Here is a 17,796-nt window from a genome sequence, read left to right on the forward strand (position 1 = left end):
GACACGGTCGCACGCAGTTCCAGAAAACGGAGAGATGGCCGAGTGGTTTAAGGCAGCAGTCTTGAAAACTGCCGTAGGTGTAAGCCTACCGTGGGTTCGAATCCCACTCTCTCCGCCAACACGCTGTCCAAGCCAACGATCTTGCCAACGTCCGCGCCATCGTCGAGTGTCGGGCGCGGATCGGTGGGGCCGCTCTTTTTTTTCCGTGCATCGGAGCGCGGCATCGCAAGCGGCCCTCGGCAGGAGCCGGGTCTGGTGAAGCAGGTAAGTGCGCCGCACTTACTTGAGTAAGGGGCTGGAGATGACGTCGGAGGCTGGTCCGGGTAACGCCCCGGATCGCAGAGTGGCGATCCCCTCCGATCTACACCTTCATCATGAGTGTCCTTCCCCCGCGTGCATCCCATGACAACCCCGTAAGCGTCACTTTTGGCCCCGCCAGCCGTCAGCCGTTGGCGTTATCGCGCACTTCTCTGCGAGGGCCGCTTGTCGGCCTCCTCTCGATGGCCCTGGCGATCGCTCCTGTAACGCAGGCGGCCGCCGTCGAGCGCCTACCGATCCCCGATCAGGCGGCGCGGGCACCGTTGGCCGCCGACACCGGAATGAGCACCGCAGGCGGCACCCGCTACATGGCGCCGGCGGGCTGGGCGGTCGAGCGGGGTGCCGACGTGACGTGGCTGATGCCGCCCGAAGACGATGCCTGGGTCGCGGTCGTCGATGCCCGCGGCGCCACCGCCGAGGCTGCGCTCGACGACGCATGGTCCAGGCTCGGGCGGTCCCCGGGTGTCGCGGTGCGCCTGGCGACCACGAGCGCACCGCGCGATGGGTGGACGCATCTGGGCACCCATCTCTACGACACGCCGGCCGCGGAGAACCGCCTGCTGCGGGCGAGCGTGTTCGGCCGGGATGGCGCATGGACGGTCTTTGTGGCGCAGATGCCGCTGGAGGTCGCCGACCGCCGGCGCAGTCAGCTGGCCCTGATCGGTGGCCGCATCCTGCCGGCCGGACAGGTGCGGGAGTCGTTCGAGGGCCGCACGCCGCGGGCGATCGGCGCCCGCGAGATCGCGCAGCTCAACGCCTTCATCGCGGACGCGCGCGCGCGGCTCGGCATTCCGGGTGTCGCCATGGGGCTGCTGCAGGACGGCCGCGTGGTGTACGCCGGCGGCCAGGGCGTGCGCGAGCAGGGCCAGCCGGATCCGGTGGACGAGAAGACGTTGTTCCTGGTCGCATCGAACACCAAGGCGATGACCACGATGATGCTGGCCAGGCTGGTCGATGCGGGGCGGCTGCAATGGGAGCGTCCGGTGAAGGACGTATGGCCCGCGTTCCGCCTCGGCAGCGAGGACGCCAGCAAGCGGGTGGAGATCCGGCATCTGGTGTGCGCGTGCACGGGCCTGCCGCGGCAGGACTATCCGTGGCTGATGGAATTCGCGGAGACGACGCCGGAGGATGTCGTCGCGCGCTTGCGCGACGTGGTGCCCACCACCGCCTTCGGCGAGCTCTACCAGTACTCCAACGCGCTCGCCGCGGCGGGCGGCTACGTCGGCGCGCATCTCGCTCATCCGGGGCAGCCGCTCGGCACTGCCTACGACAGGCTGATGCAGGACGAAGTATTCGATCCGCTCGGCATGCGCAGCACCACCTTCGACTTCGATCGTGCGCTCTCCGTCGCTCACGCCAGCCCGCATGCGCAGGATGCGCAGGGGCGCGTGTCCGTCGTGGACATGGGCCTGAACCGCTCGATCGTGCCGTTGCGTCCCGCGGGTGGCGCGTGGAGCAATGTCGACGACATGCTGCGCTTCGTCGGCACCGAACTCGCGCGGGGTCAGCTGCAGGACGGGCGCCGCTATCTGTCGGCGGATGCGCTGACCGCACGCTGGAAGGCTCAGGTGGCCTTGGGCGCAGATGCGGCCTACGGCATGGGCTTGATGACCGACCGCAGCGGTGGCGTCACCAGCCTCCAGCATGGCGGCTCCATGCTGGGCTACCAGACGGGCATGCTCTGGCTGCCCGATCACGGGGTGGGGATCGTGCTGCTGACCAATGCGGACAATGGCGCGGCGCTGATGGGCCTGATGCGCAGGCGCCTGCTCGAAGTCCTGTTCGACGGCGAACCGCTGGCGGCACAGGAACTCGTCGCGACCGCCGCCCGCCTGGATGCCGCGGCGGCGGCCGCGCATCGCGGACTGCGCCTGCCGGCGGATGGCATCGCGCGCGACCTCGTCGGCGACTACCGCAACCCCGAACTCGGCCCGATGCAGGTGCGGCGCGAGGGCGAGCGGACCTTCATCGACTTCGGCGAATGGCGCAGTGAAGTAGGCACCCGCCAGGAGGCGGGAGGCGCGGCATCGCTCGTCACCGTCGCGCCGGGTGCCGAGGGTTACGAGTTCATCGTCGAAGCCTCACCGACAGGCCCGCGGCTGGTCCTGCTCGAAGCGCAGCATCGCTATGTGTTCGAACAGGATCGCCGCGCTGCGGCAGCGGTCGCGTCGGCCGGAGCACGGCCTTGAACCGCGTCATCGAGCGCGCCGCGCACGGCGTGATGCTCCTGCTCGGCGCGGCTGTCGCCACCCCGGCCCGCAGTGCCGACAGTACGCCGGCAGGCGCGCCGCGGCGGCATGCGGCACCGTTGGATATCCCGGGATTCCAGCGCATCCAGCGACCGCAGCCCGATGCGGTGATCCCGTACGGGAGTGCCGCCACCCAGCAAGGCGACCTGTTCGTGCCGCGCGGACGCGGCCCGTTCCCGGTCGTCGCGATGATCCATGGCGGCTGCTGGAGCAGCAGGACCGCCGGACGCGAGCAACTGCGTCACCTCGGGGCCGATATGGCGGCGCGCGGCATCGCCGTGTGGAGTCTCGGGTACCGGCGCGCGGACGAGGAGGGCGGCGGTTATCCGGGCACCTACCAGGACGTGGCCACCGGGCTCGACCATCTGCGCGAGCTGGCGAAGCACCATCCGCTGGATCTCGACCGCCTCGTGGTGATGGGCCACTCGGCCGGCGGACATCTGGCGCTGTGGGCGTCGGGCCGCGACCGCCTGGACCGTGCCAGCCCGCTGCGCACGGCCGACCCGCTCGTGCCACGACGCGTTGTCGTGCTCGGTGGCATCGGCGATCTCGAAACCTTCGCGCCGCTGATCCCCGGCCTGTGCGGTGAAGGGCTGGACGTGCGGCTTGTCGGCCAGGCGGATGCGGCGCGCCCGGATGTCTATCGCGACACCTCGCCCGCGCGGATCGGCACGAGTGCGGCGCGCGTGGTGATGGTGAGCGGCACGCTGGACCGCCTCGTGCCGCCCTACGTGGCGCACGACTACGCGAAGACCGTCGCGGACGGCGTGGAGATCAAGCGCGTGGACATCCACGATGCAGGCCACTTCGATCTTGTCGCGCAAGGTGCAGCGTGGCGGCTGGCGCGCGCCCACATCGAAGCGCTGCTGGCCCGGTGAACGGGTCCCCGGCGCGCCTCAGCGCGCCGGGGGCAGCAGGCCTTCGCGTTGCGCCAGCAATGCGGCCTGTGTGCGGTCGGCCACGCCGAGTTTGTCGAGCACCTGGCTGACGTAGCCTTTCACCGTGCCCTCGGTCAGGGCGAGTCGGCGCGCGATGTGCTTGTTGCTGTGGCCCTCCGCGATCAGCACGAGCACGGAGCGTTCGCGTTCGGTCAGGCTTTCGAGGACGGACGGCGGGCGCCGCATCCATTCCAGCATCTGCCGCTGGGCCTGCGGGTCGAGCCAGGCGCGTCCCGCATGCACTTCGCGCACCGCGCGCAGCAGGTCTTCGCGCATCGCATCCTTGAGCAGGTAACCGCTGGCGCCGGCGGTCAGCGCATCGCGCACCTGCGCATCCTCGGCATAACTCGTGAACACCAGGACCTGTGCCTGCGGTGCGGCCGCACGCAGGCCCGCGATGGTGTCGGCCGGTGCCGCACCGGGCATCTTCATGTCGAGGATGACCAGGTCCGGACGTTCCGCGGTCGCGATGCGCACGGCGGCTGCGCCGTCGCCGGCTTCGCCCACGACCACCATGCCGGGCTCCTGTTCGAGCAACCCCTTCAGGCCCTCTCTGACCACCGCGTGGTCGTCGACCAGCAGGATCCGGATCGTCGCGGTCGTCATGGCGTCTTCCTGTCGGCGCGGGGCAGCACGGCGCGTATCCGGGTGCCGCGCGGCAGGCGCGGCGAGATGCGCAGGCGGCCACCGAGTTCGGCCAGCCGCCTGCGCATGTTGTCCAGGCCCCTGCCGCGACCGGGCGGGGCGGGCATGCCGCTGCCATCGTCGATGATGGTGAGCTCGAGGCGCTCCTCCGTCAGCCGCACGCGGATCCCGACCGCGGAGGGCGCGCCGTGCCGTATCGCGTTCGACACGGCTTCCTGGCACACCCGGACCAGCGCGTCCTCGTGCGCTTCGTCCTGCGCCACCAGGTTGCTGGCGCGGATCACCAGGCGGATATGGTCCGGCACCATCGCCGACAGCAGCGGCGTCAACCGTTGCTCGAAGGGTGCGCGCGGCCGGGCCCGCAGCGCGGTGTCCGGCGACAGCTCGTGCAGCAGGCCGCGCATCTCGCCGAAGGCGAGGCGGCAGAGTTCACCAAGGCGCTCGACCCGTCGGGCGCCTTCGTCGGGGTCCTGCCGCCAGGCATGCGCGAGCGATTGGGTGATCAGGCTCATCGAGGAGAGGATCTGGGTGACGTTGTCGTGCAGCTCGCGCGCCAGGCGCTGGCGTTCCTCCAGGATGGCGGCCCGCGTCGAGCGCTCGTACAGGCGCGCGTTGACGATCGCCACGGCCAGATGCTCGGCGACGATCTCGAGACTCGCGCCGTCGAGCTCGTCGAAGTGCAGGTCGCCTTCGACATTGAGCACGCCCAGCACCTCGCCGCCATGCAGGATGGGTACCGCCAGTTCCGCGGCCGGTGGCACGACCCCCGGCGGCGTCACGTAGCGAGGGTCGCGCGCGACATCGTTGACGCGTTGGGTCCGGCGCTCGCGCACCGCGGCGCCCATGATGCCCTGGCTGATCGGCAGGCGGTCTTCGTGCTGGATGAGGTGCTTGTACGACCCGCCCCGGATGCGGATCACCAACTCGTCCGGCATGGCCGGATCGATCAGCGGGATGTCGACGTTGGGATACGCGAGTGTGTCGTGGATGGCATCCGCGGCCTGCTGCAGCAGCGAGTCCAGGTCGGGGCCGGACGCGCCGATGGCGGCCACGCGGGCGATCAGCGCGAAACGCGCGGCGCGCCGCTTCTCTTCTTCGTAGCGGCGGGCGTTCTCGATGGCGACACCGGCGTGGCGCGCGAACAGGGCGAGCATCGCTTCGGCCTCCGAATCCAGGGTGCGTCCGCCATGCACGCCCACGCCGAACACACCGACGAGCATGCCCCTCGCCAGCACCGGCATGCCGATGACATACATGCCGGGCGGCGCATCGTCCGGCACCCTGGGCAGTGCGTCGTACCGGCCGCGGTAGGCGCGCCCGTGTTCGAGTACATAGCCGGTGAGGCCGTGGCCGCGCGGAACCGCCGAGGCCAGTTCGCCGGCAGGAATGTTGTGGCTGCTCACCGTGCGGATGACATCCGCCTCCGCGTCGTACAGCCCGATCAGGCCGTCGTCCGCGCCGATGAGGTGGCAGGCGCGTTCCACCAGGCGATCCAGCAGGGGTTCGAGCGCGAGTTCGCCTGAAATGTCCTCGATCATCTGCGCGAGCAGCGCAAACGACGGGTGGGTGGAAGCGGCGTCGGCGTCAGGCATGTGCGCGTCCGGCCTGGGTTCGGGGCCATGGTACTCCGGGCGCGGATGGCCGCCGTCCCGCCGGAAGTGAGGGGTGGCCACTGACCTTCGGCAGGCCGCGCCGGACACCGTTGGCCGTGGTGCGTGCGGACGCCCGCTGCGAGCATCCGGGGCGACCCCTGGCTCTGGAAACGCCCATGCCCCTCCTCCCCAACCGGCGCGTGCTCGTGCGTGTCGCCGCAGCGGCGAGCGCCGCCGTCTGCGTGCTCGTCCTTCTCGTCTACGCGCTCAGCGAAGTCCGGCTGCACCGCACCTATCCCGCGCCGCAGTCCTTGCCGGCGCCTTCGCCGGCGCTGGCATCGCGTGGCGCCGAACTGGCGCGGTCCCGTGGCTGCGCCGACTGTCACGGCGAGCGGCTGGACGGGAAGACGGTGATCGACGAAATGCCGTTCGCGCGCATCGTCGGCACGGCGCTGGGGCCGCGGCAGGGCGAAAGCCCGCAGGCCTTGCACGCGCGCATCTACCGGGCCTTGCACCACGGCGTGGACACGCAGGGCCGCTCGTTGCTGATGATGCCCTCCGCGCAGTTCGCGAGCCTGAGCCGGAACGAGATCGAGGCGATCGCGGCGCACGTGGCCGGCCTGCCGCGCGTCGGCGATCAGCGCGCATCGAGCACGCTGGGGCCGCTGGGCCGGGCGCTGCTCGTCGCAGGAAAGCTCGAGGGCTTCCTGCCCGCCGAGGTGATCGATCACGACGTCGCGCCGATCGCGATCGAGCCGGCTCCGGGTTCGATCGCGCATGGACAGCGGCTGGCACAGCTCTGCACCGGATGCCACCAGCCGAACCTCGCCGGTGGTCGGATGTCGCACGGGGGGCCCTCGGCGCCACCCGCCTCCAACCTCACGCCTGGGAACGTGCAGCTGGCCGCCTGGTCGCGCGAGGATTTCATCCACGCCATGCGGACCGGCGACAGACCGGACGGCACTCCGATCAATGGCCGCTACATGCCCTGGCGCGCCATCGGACAATCGACCGACGAAGAGCTGGATGCGCTGTGGCGCTACCTGAAGACGGTACCGCCCGCGACGCCGGCACCGCAGAACTAAGTCCGGTCCGTATCCCAACAGGGCAACACGCACGCGCGTTTCATGCAGGCGTTTGGGTAGATAGCGCGGCCGGTTCCGGTGTCTGGTTGTGGGCGCTGAATGCGGGTGACATCATCTTGAGCCTCGAGGGGATGCACCCTTCGCCACGTTCGCAATGGCCCGAAGGTCGGGTAGGAGGAGAACCTCATGCGTCGTTTCCTCATGCTTGCGTTGCTGCTGCTGCACGGCGCCGCCTGGGCCGCCGAACCGCCGGCGCGCGTGATCGTCATCGGCACCTACCACTTCAGCAATCCGGGGCAGGACAAGGCCAACGTGGACGCGGTGGACGTCACCGTGCCCCAGCGGCAGGCGGAACTGCAGGCGGTGACCGATGCCCTTGCGACCTTCCAACCGACGTTCGTCGGCGTCGAGTGGCCCGCCGATGCCGCGCGCGAGCAATACGCGCGCCATCTTGCCGGCACGCTGCCGCCGTCCAGCAACGAAGTCGTGCAGCTGGGATTCCGGCTGGCCAAACAGGTGGGGCTCACGCAGGTCCACGGGTTGGACGTGCCGGGCGATTTTCCCTTCGAACCGTTGAGTGCATGGGCGCAGGCGAACGGGAAGGCGGGCGATCTGGACGCGTTGATGGCGCAGGCCCAGGGCATCACCGCGCGCATCACCGCGTTGCAGGCCACGCACAGCATCGGCGGCGTGTTGCGCGAGATGAACACCGCGCGTGCCACCGAAGAGGCCGCGAGCTTCTACGCAGAGTTCCTGCGCTACGGCAGCGGCGACCAGCAACCCGGTGTCGAGCTCAACGCCGCTTGGGCGAAACGCAACTACGCCATCTGCGCCCGCCTGCTGCAGGCGCTGAAGCCCGGCGATCGCGCGGTGGTCTTCTACGGGCAGGGCCACGTGCCGCAGCTGGCCGCCTGCCTGCGGTCGGCGCCGGGTGTCGAGCTTGTCGAGGCGGGGGCGTTTCTTCCGGCCTCTTGAATGCAGGAAATGTAGGATGGGTTGAGCGCAGCGATACCCATCGCTCGGGAGCATCTGACGATGGGTATCGCTGTGCTCAACCCATCCTACGGGGCTGTCGTGGCGTTCGTTGGTTCGTAATGGTGGCGTGGAATTTGAAGGGGGAGCTTCCTTGAAGACTGTTCGACTCCGTTGGATGCGCATCGTGTTCATGGCGATGGCAATCGGACTTCCTGTTTCATTGGCGGCGCTCGCACCCCTGGCTCAGCAAGCTCTGGAAGAGCGTCGACGGTCGGCATTGGAAGCCCGTTACGAAGATGGCTTGTCGCCGTGTCATCCATTTCAGCTCGACGATTACGAGCTCTTGCGTGACGAGCTTCCTCGTGCCGGGGTGTCCGCGATGATGGTGTTTCCGTCTTTCTCGGACCCCTATGCGATAAGCGTGTCGGGCGACGCGGCGTATTACCTGCAGATGGATCTGGTCCGGAACGTCAACGTTCCCGCAGAGGGATTCGTGTGCGGTAACGCACCGCCGCCACCGACCGTTCTTGTTGCGGGGCGGCCGGCGCACGTTGCGTCGGTGCCGACGCCCACTTTGGAGCGCGTGCGGTTGGTCGTGGATGGCGACGTGCGGAATGCGCGAACCGAACTTCCATTGGGGTTGGACGGAACGACTTACGTCTTCAGAACGCCGGACGGACAATGTGCGCAAACCTCGTCCCCCAGCGCTGGCACGCGTGCAGAAGCGCTCGTCAGCATGTTCCATGCGTTGGGAGCCCGAGCTACCGGCAAGCATGAGTCAACACAGGCCGATGATGACAAACTGGAGGCATTGCTCGAGCGTTTAGAGTAGGACGCTCCTTGCCCCCTACGACCATCCGCTATCCCCATCCCAGCACACCCACCGGCTAGACTGCGGTTTCCACCCGCCGGACACCGCCCCGCATGAAGCTCACCCCCACGCCCGTCACTGCCGCCATCGCCGGTCTCTTTGCCGGGATCGTGATGCCGCTGGTCTGGCCGCGGCTGGGGGACGAGACCTTGAACTGGGTGTTCGCGTTCCTGCTGGTGATCGCGCTGCCGATGCATGTGCTGGTGGTCGGGTTCAACCAGCCACGCGAAGCGGGGCAATACGGATTGAACAGCGTGCTGATCAAGCGTGTCGCGGTGTGGTTGGCGGCGGCTGTGGCTGCCGTGGCCCTGATGCGGATCCTGTCGTTGTAGCGCCTGTATTCGGGTCTATACTCGACTCACCCAAACGGATAGGGGAATTCCATGCGCAAGATCGCCATCTTCCTTGCCCTGATGCTCGCCGCCGGTACCGCACTGGCGGATACCTACGCTTTTGGTAACCGCGTGGTCAGTAGCGGGGACAGCATCGGCAGGCTCGTCGAGATCGCTGGCAAGCCCGACTTGGTGACCCCGTTGGAGAACCAGTATGGGGCCCGTGAAGGCGAGAACTGGACTTACTTCCGCGACGGCAAGACCATCGTCTTCGCCATCAACACCAGCGGCAAGATCCTCCGCATCACCGAAGCCCGCTGATCGGCGCCACGTCTCGCGTGGGAGGCCACGACTACCGTTCCGGTATCCGTGGCCTTACGGCTGCATAAGCTTCGAGTTGCTGCCGCATGACCCGGCTGACGTCCAGCCCGGATAGTCCATGACTTCCGGCGCTTAAGTCGTGATGCCAGGCCCGTATGATTCACCTCATATAGGAGGGGTCATGCGTGCCTTGATCGGAGTCTGTCTGCTCGCGCTGTTGCCGTTCGCCGCGATGGCGGCAGGGACGGTGCCTTCCATTCCCACCCGAGAGGCGCTCGACGCCGAAGTCGCGACCGCCATGAAGGCCGCGCAGGCCAACGGCTTGGCGATCGCCGTGATCGATCAAGGCAAGGTGGTGCATGTGGCCGCTTATGGCCAGCGCAACGCCCAAGGTGACCCCTTGCAGACAGCGACCGTCATGTATGGCGCGTCGCTGACCAAGACCGTGTTCGCTTATACCGTGCTGCAGCTGGTGGATGAAGGAGCGCTCGACCTCGACCGACCCATCGGCGAGTACTTCGACAAGCCGCTTACCGACTATCCCGCCGAAGACGGCTACGGCCCCTGGCCCGACCTGGCTGGCGACCTGCGCTGGAAAACCATCACCGCGCGTATGCTGCTGACCCACAGCAGCGGCTTCGCCAACTTCGCCTTCCTGGAGCCTGACGGGAAGCTGCGCATCCACTTCACCCCGGGCACGCGGTACGCCTATTCGGGCGAAGGATTGATCCTGCTCCAGTATGTACTCGAGCGCGGGTTGGGGCTGGACCTCGGCGCGGAGATGCAGCGCCGCGTGTTCGACCGTTTCGGCATGCCGAACACCAGCATGATCTGGCGTCCGGACTTCGCCACCAATCTCGCCGATGGCTGGATGGAGGACGGCACGGTCGAGCCGCACGACGAACGCGGCCGCGTGCGTGCAGCAGGTTCGATGGATACCACCGTCGCCGACCTGGCGAACTTCGCTGCAGCGCTGATCCGGGGCGAAGGCTTGTCGCCGGCCAGCGCCGCGGCGATGACGGCCGCGCAGTTGCCGATCACCACGCCCTCGCAGTTCCCCACGTTGCAGGATGAACTGCCATCCGCACAACGCCGCAAGGACCTCGCTGCCGGCTTGGGCGTGGTGGTATTCGACGGCCCGCAGGGGCGCGGGTTCTACAAGGGCGGGCACAACGATTCCACTGGCAATACCTGGGTGTGCGTACGCCAACGCCAACGCTGCGTGGTGATCCTGGGCAACGACGTGCGCGCGGAGCGCGCCTTCCCGCGGCTGGTGAAGTTCGTGCTGGGCGAGACCGGCGTGCCGTGGACGTGGGAGTACGGCGACAAGGTGTTCGTGCCCTGAAACGTGTGCGCACCACGATGGCGACGCGGAACACCCCGTCGCTCAGGTAAAGTGCGCACCTGATCGCCATGCTGTTCCCTGTCAGGGAATGGCACCCTGGGGGAGGGCAGGCGAGGCGTTCTTCCATCGTGTCGGCGGTGTCGAAGGGGGCAGGTTGGCCAGCGTGGCAAACAGACAGATCGGGCGAGCCGGAGCGCCGCGCCGCACGCGCGTGCGTGCGTGGTGCGCCGCGCTGGCGTGCGCATGGCTGTTGGTGTGCTCGCAGGTGGCGCACGCGCTGGACCCGCAACGGCAGATCGCCCAGTTCCACCACACGTCGTGGACGGTGCGCGAGGGCGCGCCCGGGCAGATCACCGCGCTGGCGCAGACCACCGACGGTTACCTGTGGCTGGGTACGCAAGTGGGTCTGTATCGCTTCGACGGAGTGGCGTTCGAGCGCTACGATCCGCCGGGCGGTCAGGCCTTTCCGGCCACCAGCATTTCCACGCTGTATCCAACGCCTGACGGTGGCCTGTGGATCGGGTTCCGCTATGGCGCCGTGAGTTTCCTGCGCGACCAGCAGGTCACCCACTACGGTGAAGCGCAGGGACTGCCGACGAGTACGGTATTCCGTTTCGCCCAGACACCCGACGGCCGTCTGTGGGCCGCGACTTTCAGTGGGCTGGTGTACCTCCGCGAGGGGCGCTGGTACCGCGTGGAGGCCGAATGGCGCACGCCGGGCACTCAGGCGCGATCAGTGTTCACCGATCGCGAAGGCACGTTGTGGCTGGCCACGGAGGGTGCGCTGGCCCGCCTCAAGAAAGGTGCACGCACTTTCGAAACGCTGGATATCCGCGTGGGGCGCATCAGCCAGATGGCGCAGGCGCCGGACGGCAGCCTGTGGATCGCTGAGAACGAGGCGGGTGTGCGTCGGGTGCCGCTCGACGGTGCGACCTCGCCACCGGTCATCGCGGCGCCCTCGGCCGGGCTGTTGTTCGACCGCGACGGCACGTTGTGGGCCGGTACGATGGGCGAGGGCGTGCAGCGCGTGGCGCAGCCGCTGCAGCCCGCACGCAACACCATGATCGAGCAGTTCCGCCAGGACGACGGGCTCAGTGCGGATTACCTGCTGCCGGTGCTGGAAGACCGCGAGGGCAACCTCTGGGCAGGCAGCAGCCGGGGGCTGGACCGTTTCCGCCACACCAACGTCATCCTCGCGATGCTGCCCGACGGTGCGCAGGATTTCGCGATCGTCGCCGGCGCCGATGGCGCGCTGCTGGCCGGCAGCCGTAACCGCCCGTTGATGATCCTCGACCGTGGACCCCTTCGTGAACTCGACTTGCCGCCACCGCTCACTGCCGCGCATCGCGATCGCGACGGAACCGTGTGGCTGGGTGGGCCGGGCGGTCTGTGGGCGCTGCACGATGGCCGTCTGGCGCCGGTGACGCCGCTGCCGGTGTCGGGATATTCCGGTGTGCAGGCGATCGCGCACGACGGCGACGGCGTGCTGTGGGTGTCGTTGAACACGCCTGGCATCCATCGTCTCGCGAATGGCCGCTGGCAACAGCTGCGTGGTCGCAAGGGGCTACCGCCCGGGTCATCGCCGCTGGTGATGCTGCCTACCCGCGACGGTGCGGTGTGGATGGGCTACGCGCGCGATCAGATCGCGATTCTGCACGGCGATGACATTCGCGCGTTGGGGCGCGACGACGGCCTCGCGGTGGGTAATGTCACTGCACTGCTGGAAGGCCGCGACGGGGTATGGATCGGCGGCGAGCGCGCGCTGGCGCGCTTCGCCCAGGGACGGGTACGCAGTCTGCACCTGCCGGCCGATAGCCCATTTCGCGGGATCACCGGCATCATCCAAACACGGACGGGTGACCTGTGGTTGAACGGCGCGCGCGGCGTACTGCATGTGCAGGCGCCGGACGTGGCGACACTCTTCGAAACAGCGACGCCGCGGTACGAACAGTTCGACTTCCTCGATGGCATGCCGGGCGTGCCGGCGCAGTTCCGGCCTATCCCGACTGCGGCCGAGGGTGGGGATGGCCGCTTGTGGTTCGCGACCACCAGCGGTGTAGTGTCGATCGATCCGGCGGCGATCCGTCGCAATCCTCTGGCGCCGCCTGTGACCATCCTCTCGCTGGTGGCCGATGGCCAAGCCCATCGCGCCACAGCGGGCACGATGCAATTGCCAGCAGGCACCCGCAACCTGCAGATCGCTTACACCGCGCTGAGCCTGTCCATCCCCGAGCGCGTGCGCTTCCGTTACAAGCTCGACGGCTACGATGCCGCATGGCAGGACGCGGGCACGCGCCGTACGGCTTTCTACAACGACCCTGGACCGGGGACGTACACCTTCCGGGTGATCGCCGCGAACAACGACGGGGTGTGGAACGAGGTGGGCGCTGCTTTGCCGGTGGTGATCTCACCGCGTTACTACCAGACCGCCTGGTTCCTCGTGCTGTGCGTGCTGCTCGGCGTCGCGCTGCTGTGGATCGCCTACCTGTTGCGCCTGCGCCACCTGTCGGCGCAGATTCGCGAGCGCCTGCACGAGCGCCACCACGAGCGCGAACGCATCGCCCGCGAGCTGCACGACACGCTTCTGCAGAGCGTGCAGGGGTTGATCCTGCGCTTCCATGCGGTGTCGCAGTCGCTCGGTCGCGATGCGCCCGGGCATGCGGCGATGGAGCGCGTGCTGCAGCGGGCGGACGATGTCCTGGCCGAAGCACGCGACCGCGTCCTGGACCTGCGGCGCGCGCGCATCGCCGGCGACCTGCCCGACGCGCTGTCCGCGCTGGGCGAGGACCTGGTCCCGGACCATCCGACCGAATTCCGGCTGGCGGTGGAAGGCGAGCCCTGCGCGCTGGATGCGCTCGTGCGCGACGAGCTGTACAGGATCGCGCGCGAAGCGGTGTTCAACGCCTTCCAGCACGCGAAGGCTGGCCATGTCCAAGTGGAACTGGCCTACCAGCCGGAGGCGCTGCACCTGCGCATCCGGGACGACGGCGTCGGTCTGCCCGATGCCGTGGTGCGCGCGGGAGGACGACAGGGACACTGGGGTTTGTCCGGCATGCGCGAGCGCGCGCAACGCATCGGCGGCGTGCTGAGCTTCCCCGCCGGCGTCGGTACGACGGTGGCGTTGCGCGTACCCGCTGATGTCGCTTATCGCGCGTCGCCGCGAACCTCGCGCTGGCACCGTCTGCGACGTTGGTGGCGTCGCGAACATCGGATGGAATGAGCGGCGCGGGAGCGATTTCACGACGCGCGCGCACACGTCGATGCATGAGCATTGACTGGGAAATAGGCTTTTTTTCGGCTGCTTTAACGTTCTTAACATCGCGTTGACTTTCGCGATGTCATTGCGGACTACAATGCTGCATCGCATCAGTCGATGCCTGCGTTCGCACCTGGGGATGGACGCGCATCTGCAGCGCTCTGCGCGCAGCGTGCCACGCACGCGGCCTTCCTCTTCGCACCCGCATTCGCGGTGCCTTCGATGCGATGACTCCCCGCCTGCGTCCTCTGACGCCTCGCGTCGTGCCTCGTGCGCGGCACACCACCCACTGGAGTGCATCTGCATGAGCCTGTTGGAATCTTCTTCGCAACCGTTACTGCTCGCCACCGACCTGGATGGCACCTTCCTTGCCGGCGATGCCGATGCGCGCAAGCGCCTGTACCACCTGGTCGATGCGCATCCCGACGTGAAGCTCGCCTGGGTCACCGGTCGTGGGCGCGAAGCGATCCTGCCGCTGCTGGCCGATCCCGGTCTGCCGACGCCGGACTACGTGATCTGCGATGTGGGCGCCACCGTGTTGCGTACGGCCGACATGCAACCGATCCAACCGTTGCAGTCGCGCATCGAAGCCTGCTGGCCGGGCGAGCATGCCGTGGCCGAGGCGATGCGCCGTTTCCCGATGCTGGTACGGCAGGAAGTACCGCAGGAGCGGCGCTGCTCTTACTACTGCCACCCGGAACAACTGTCGACGTTGCGCGACGAGCTGGATGCCATTGCGGCATCGCTGGGCTGCGAAGTGCTGTACTCGGCCGACCGTTACCTGGACATCCTGCCGCGTGGCATCCGCAAGGGCAGCACGCTGTCCGCCTTGGTGGACGAACTCGCGCTGACGCCGGCACGCGTGCTGGTGGCGGGCGATACGCTCAACGATCTGTCGATGTACGGCGAAGGCTTTCCCGGTGTATGCGTGGGCGATTCGGAGCCTGCGCTGCTGGCAGCGACGACCGGCATGGACGACGTGCTGCATGCCGACGCCGCCGGCTGCGGAGGGATCCTGCAGGCGATGGCGCACTTCGACCTGCTGCAGGCCGACGACTACGCGCCGCCGCTGCACCAGCCGGGCAAGGCGGAACTGGTGATGGTCTACCACCGTCTGCCGTACGAGGAGCACATCGTCGATGGCGAACGCGTGCGCAAGCCGCACAGTTCGCCCAACGGCATCATTCCCAGCCTGCTGAGCTTCTTCGCCGATGGACGTCCCGGTTCCTGGGTCGCCTGGACGGTGGAGGACGCCAAGGCGCCGCCGCTGCCCACGCACGCGGTGGTGGACCGCGCCGCCTATCCGGGCCTGACCGCGACCCACGTGCCGCTGACGAAGCACGAGGTGGATGTGTTCTACAAGCGCTTTTCCAAGGAAGCGTTCTGGCCGGTGATCAACAGCTTCTGGGAGCGCGCGCGTTTCAGCGAGGAGGACTGGGCGCTGTTCAAGCGCGTCAATCGCCGCTTCGCCGAGGCCGCCGCCGCCGAAGCCGCTCCTAGCGCGACCGTATGGCTGCACGACTACAACCTGTGGATGGTGCCCTCGGTGCTGCGCGAGCTGCGACCAGACGTGAAGATCGCCTTCTTCCACCACACGCAGTTCCCGTCGGCGGACATTTTCGCGATCCTGCCGTGGCGGCGCGAGATATTGGGCAGCCTGCTGGCCTGCGACTACGTGGGCTTCCACATCCCGCGCCATGCGGAGAATTTCACCGATGCGGTGCGCAGCACCTTCCCGGTGGAGGTGGTGGCGCGCGCGGCGTGCGCGCCGCGCTTCCTGACCTTCGGTTGTGCGGTCGGCGTGGAGGACATGGCCACCGAGCTGCGCATCGACGGACGCACCGTGCGCATCGGCGCGCATCCGATCGGTACCGACGTGGCGCGCATCCGCGCCTGCCTGGAGACCGACGAGGTGGAGGCGGACATCGCGCGCATCCGCGAGGAGATAGGCGGGCGCCGGCTGGTGCTCTCCATCGAACGGCTGGACTACACCAAGGGCATCCTGCAGAAGCTGCAGGCGTTCGAGCGCTTGCTGGATGAAGCGCCGGAACTGCAGGGCGAAGTGACGCTGGTGCTGGTCTGCGTGCCGGCCGCCAAGGAGATGACGATCTACCGGCCGCTGCAGCAGCAGATCGAGCAGGCCGTGGGCCGCATCAACGGCCGGCTTTCGCGGCTGGACTGGACGCCGGTGCGCTTCTTCGCCCGCGTGCTGCCGTTTGCCAGCGTGGTGGCGCATTACGCAGCCGCCGATGTCATGTGGATCACGCCACTGCGCGATGGCCTCAACCTGGTGGCGAAGGAGTTCGTCGCCGTGCAGGGACTGGTAGGCGGCGACGGCGCGCTGGTGCTGTCGGAATTCGCCGGTGCGGCGGCGGAGTTGAAGGGCGCGGTGCTGACCAACCCCCATGACCCGGCCGATCTCGCGCGCACGCTTCGACAGGCGCTGGTGATGTTGCCGACCGAGCGCGAGGACCGCCAGCGTCGCCTGTTCGGCATCGTGCGTCATCACGACCTGTCGCGATGGGGGCGCGAGTTCCTGGAGGCGGTGCAGTCGGGCGATGCGCGCGACGAGGTAAATGGAGCGAAGCACGCGGCCATCGCGGCGTGACTGCATTTACCTTTGACACGTGAGGCGGGCGTCGGGATAGTCATCTCACAGGAACAGGGGATGACGTGCACATGCGCAGCTTGCTGATACGGAGCATGGGATGGCTGCTGGTCGCGGCGACCGCCTTGATGCTGCTCGGCCTGGCGCAGGTACCGGAGCTGTGGGCCGGCGCGCCGTGATCCGCGAGTCGCGGGCAAAAGAAAACCCGACCAAGAGCGGTCGGGCCTGAAGGGGGAGTCCCCGGCTCCGGCAGTGCTGCTTGCTCAAGGCAGCGCCCGTTTCCGTTGCAGAGCGGCCTTTCATGGCCTGCGCAGGGCGTGCTGCCGGGGACAGGGCTATCGTCGCGGATGTGAATCACATTCGCAGTCGGGTGTAACCCCGATGCCGTGTAGGAAAAGTCCTACTCCGATCCGCCTCAACCGAACAGCGCGTTGATCGCGCTGTAACCCATGGCCTGCGGGTCGGGCAGCGTGGTGTGCGCGCCGTGCAGGAAGTCGTCCATCTGCCGGCCGACATGGCCGAACGCGGCTTCGGCCAGCGCAGAGCCTGCGCTGACGCGTCGCACGCCCCACGCAGCCAGCGCATCGAAATCGCGCAACTGCGGCCGCAGCATCACGTTGAGCGGCAAGCCCGCATCGCGGGCGAGCACGCGGATGTCGGCTTCCGTTACCACGGCGGGGACGAACAAGCCATCCGCGCCGGCTTCGCGATAGCGCGTGGCGCGCGCGAGGGTTTCGTCCACGCGCGCGGATTCCTCGACCAGTCCGCGCAGGTAGACGTCGGTGCGCGCGTTGATGAAGACATCGATACCCTGCGCACTGCACGTCTGCCGGATCGCGCGGATCTTGTCGGCAAGCAGCGCAGGGTCGCCGTTGCCGTCTTCCAGGTTGATGCCGGCAGCGCCCGCTTGCACGACGCGCAGTACCGTTTCCGCGACGCGCGCGGGATCATCGCTGTAGCCACCTTCTACATCGACCGTCAGGGGGATGTGGATGACACGCACGATGGCGGACACTGCATGAAGCAGCGCATCCACCGCGAGCTGATCGCCATCCGGGTAGCCCTGAGACCAGGCGAGACCGGCGCTGGTAGTGGCGACTGCAGGTGCGCCGTGGTGTTCTGCGAGTCGAGCCGTGCCGGCGTCCCACGCGTTGGCAAGCCGCAGCAGGCCTTCCTGATGCAGATGACGGAAGTGGGTGACGGCGTCGGGGAGGGCGGGCATGGTGGGCATCCGGGCAAGGGGCGCACAGCGTGCCACGCC

The 17,796-nt window shown here is 68.1% G+C and carries 13 protein-coding genes and 1 tRNA gene; 11 read left to right on the plus strand and 3 right to left on the minus strand.

Features of this window, described 5'->3' with window-relative positions; translation table 11 throughout:
* Positions 1–28: 28 nt before the first annotated feature.
* The 3 genes from BM365_RS00975 (at position 29) to BM365_RS00985 (ending at position 3,445) form a co-directional block, all read left to right on the plus strand.
* Positions 29–118, plus strand: a tRNA-Ser gene (locus BM365_RS00975).
* A 382-nt stretch (positions 119–500) separates the two neighbouring features.
* On the plus strand, positions 501–2,507 hold the full coding sequence (locus tag BM365_RS00980; RefSeq protein WP_158253469.1) for a serine hydrolase domain-containing protein: 2,007 nt from the start codon (positions 501–503) through the stop codon (positions 2,505–2,507).
* Positions 2,504–3,445 carry an alpha/beta hydrolase family protein gene (locus tag BM365_RS00985; protein ID WP_199186232.1) on the plus strand — a complete coding sequence of 314 codons (942 nt, stop codon included), beginning with the start codon at positions 2,504–2,506 and terminating at the stop codon, positions 3,443–3,445. Before BM365_RS00980 ends, BM365_RS00985 begins: the two co-directional genes overlap by 4 nt.
* An 18-nt stretch (positions 3,446–3,463) precedes the next feature.
* Here BM365_RS00985 and BM365_RS00990 read toward each other — a convergent pair whose 3' ends face one another.
* The gene (locus tag BM365_RS00990) at positions 3,464–4,111 is read right to left on the minus strand and encodes a response regulator (RefSeq protein WP_093485786.1); all 648 of its coding nucleotides are present in this window, start codon (positions 4,109–4,111) and stop codon (positions 3,464–3,466) included.
* The gene (locus BM365_RS00995; RefSeq protein ID WP_093485788.1) at positions 4,108–5,742 is read right to left on the minus strand and encodes a GAF domain-containing protein; all 1,635 of its coding nucleotides are present in this window, start codon (positions 5,740–5,742) and stop codon (positions 4,108–4,110) included. The genes BM365_RS00990 and BM365_RS00995 overlap by 4 nt, the downstream gene beginning before the upstream one ends.
* Positions 5,743–5,918: 176 nt before the next feature.
* On the opposite strand from BM365_RS00995, the gene BM365_RS01000 reads away from it, so the two are divergent.
* The 8 genes from BM365_RS01000 to ggpS all read left to right on the plus strand — a co-directional run bounded on the left by BM365_RS01000 (position 5,919) and on the right by ggpS (position 16,535).
* Positions 5,919–6,827: a c-type cytochrome gene (locus BM365_RS01000; RefSeq protein ID WP_093485790.1), complete on the plus strand. Its 909-nt coding sequence runs from the start codon at positions 5,919–5,921 to the stop codon at positions 6,825–6,827.
* Between the two features lie 186 nt (positions 6,828–7,013).
* A complete protein-coding gene (locus tag BM365_RS01005; RefSeq protein ID WP_139227253.1) occupies positions 7,014–7,802 on the plus strand; it encodes a DUF5694 domain-containing protein in 789 nt (262 codons plus the stop codon).
* A gap of 175 nt (positions 7,803–7,977) precedes the next feature.
* Positions 7,978–8,634 (plus strand): hypothetical protein, encoded by a 657-nt coding sequence (locus tag BM365_RS01010; protein ID WP_093485794.1) that lies wholly within the window; start codon positions 7,978–7,980, stop codon positions 8,632–8,634.
* A 92-nt stretch (positions 8,635–8,726) separates the two neighbouring features.
* The gene (locus BM365_RS01015; RefSeq protein WP_093485796.1) at positions 8,727–9,005 is read left to right on the plus strand and encodes a hypothetical protein; all 279 of its coding nucleotides are present in this window, start codon (positions 8,727–8,729) and stop codon (positions 9,003–9,005) included.
* Positions 9,006–9,056: 51 nt separating this feature from the next.
* On the plus strand, positions 9,057–9,326 hold the full coding sequence (locus BM365_RS01020; protein ID WP_093485798.1) for a hypothetical protein: 270 nt from the start codon (positions 9,057–9,059) through the stop codon (positions 9,324–9,326).
* A gap of 181 nt (positions 9,327–9,507) precedes the next feature.
* Entirely contained in the window at positions 9,508–10,671 is a 1,164-nt protein-coding gene (locus BM365_RS01025; RefSeq protein ID WP_093485800.1) for a serine hydrolase domain-containing protein, read from the plus strand.
* A 163-nt stretch (positions 10,672–10,834) separates the two neighbouring features.
* Positions 10,835–13,891: a sensor histidine kinase gene (locus tag BM365_RS01030; RefSeq protein WP_158253468.1), complete on the plus strand. Its 3,057-nt coding sequence runs from the start codon at positions 10,835–10,837 to the stop codon at positions 13,889–13,891.
* Positions 13,892–14,231: 340 nt separating this feature from the next.
* Positions 14,232–16,535 (plus strand): glucosylglycerol-phosphate synthase, encoded by a 2,304-nt coding sequence (ggpS, locus tag BM365_RS01035; RefSeq protein ID WP_093485804.1) that lies wholly within the window; start codon positions 14,232–14,234, stop codon positions 16,533–16,535.
* A 415-nt stretch (positions 16,536–16,950) separates the two neighbouring features.
* Here ggpS and BM365_RS01040 read toward each other — a convergent pair whose 3' ends face one another.
* Complete coding sequence (locus BM365_RS01040) at positions 16,951–17,757, minus strand: isocitrate lyase/PEP mutase family protein (protein ID WP_093489353.1); 807 nt, start codon at positions 17,755–17,757, stop codon at positions 16,951–16,953.
* Between the last annotated feature and the right edge of the window lie 39 nt (positions 17,758–17,796).

It is taken from the genome of Pseudoxanthomonas sp. YR558, assembly GCF_900116385.1.
Classification (GTDB): Bacteria; Pseudomonadota; Gammaproteobacteria; order Xanthomonadales; family Xanthomonadaceae; genus Pseudoxanthomonas_A.

Bases quoted from the DNA above. Each gene is read 5' to 3' on its own strand.
- BM365_RS00980 (WP_158253469.1), top strand. From the start codon at position 501: ATGGCCCTGGCGATCGCTCCTGTAACGCAGGCGGCCGCCGTCGAGCGC.
- BM365_RS00990 (WP_093485786.1), bottom strand. From the start codon at position 4,111: ATGACGACCGCGACGATCCGGATCCTGCTGGTCGACGACCACGCGGTG.
- BM365_RS00995 (WP_093485788.1), bottom strand. From the start codon at position 5,742: ATGCCTGACGCCGACGCCGCTTCCACCCACCCGTCGTTTGCGCTGCTC.
- BM365_RS01000 (WP_093485790.1), top strand. From the start codon at position 5,919: ATGCCCCTCCTCCCCAACCGGCGCGTGCTCGTGCGTGTCGCCGCAGCG.
- BM365_RS01005 (WP_139227253.1), top strand. From the start codon at position 7,014: ATGCGTCGTTTCCTCATGCTTGCGTTGCTGCTGCTGCACGGCGCCGCC.
- BM365_RS01010 (WP_093485794.1), top strand. From the start codon at position 7,978: ATGCGCATCGTGTTCATGGCGATGGCAATCGGACTTCCTGTTTCATTG.
- BM365_RS01015 (WP_093485796.1), top strand. From the start codon at position 8,727: ATGAAGCTCACCCCCACGCCCGTCACTGCCGCCATCGCCGGTCTCTTT.
- BM365_RS01020 (WP_093485798.1), top strand. From the start codon at position 9,057: ATGCGCAAGATCGCCATCTTCCTTGCCCTGATGCTCGCCGCCGGTACC.
- BM365_RS01025 (WP_093485800.1), top strand. From the start codon at position 9,508: ATGCGTGCCTTGATCGGAGTCTGTCTGCTCGCGCTGTTGCCGTTCGCC.
- ggpS (WP_093485804.1), top strand. From the start codon at position 14,232: ATGAGCCTGTTGGAATCTTCTTCGCAACCGTTACTGCTCGCCACCGAC.
- BM365_RS01040 (WP_093489353.1), bottom strand. From the start codon at position 17,757: ATGCCCGCCCTCCCCGACGCCGTCACCCACTTCCGTCATCTGCATCAG.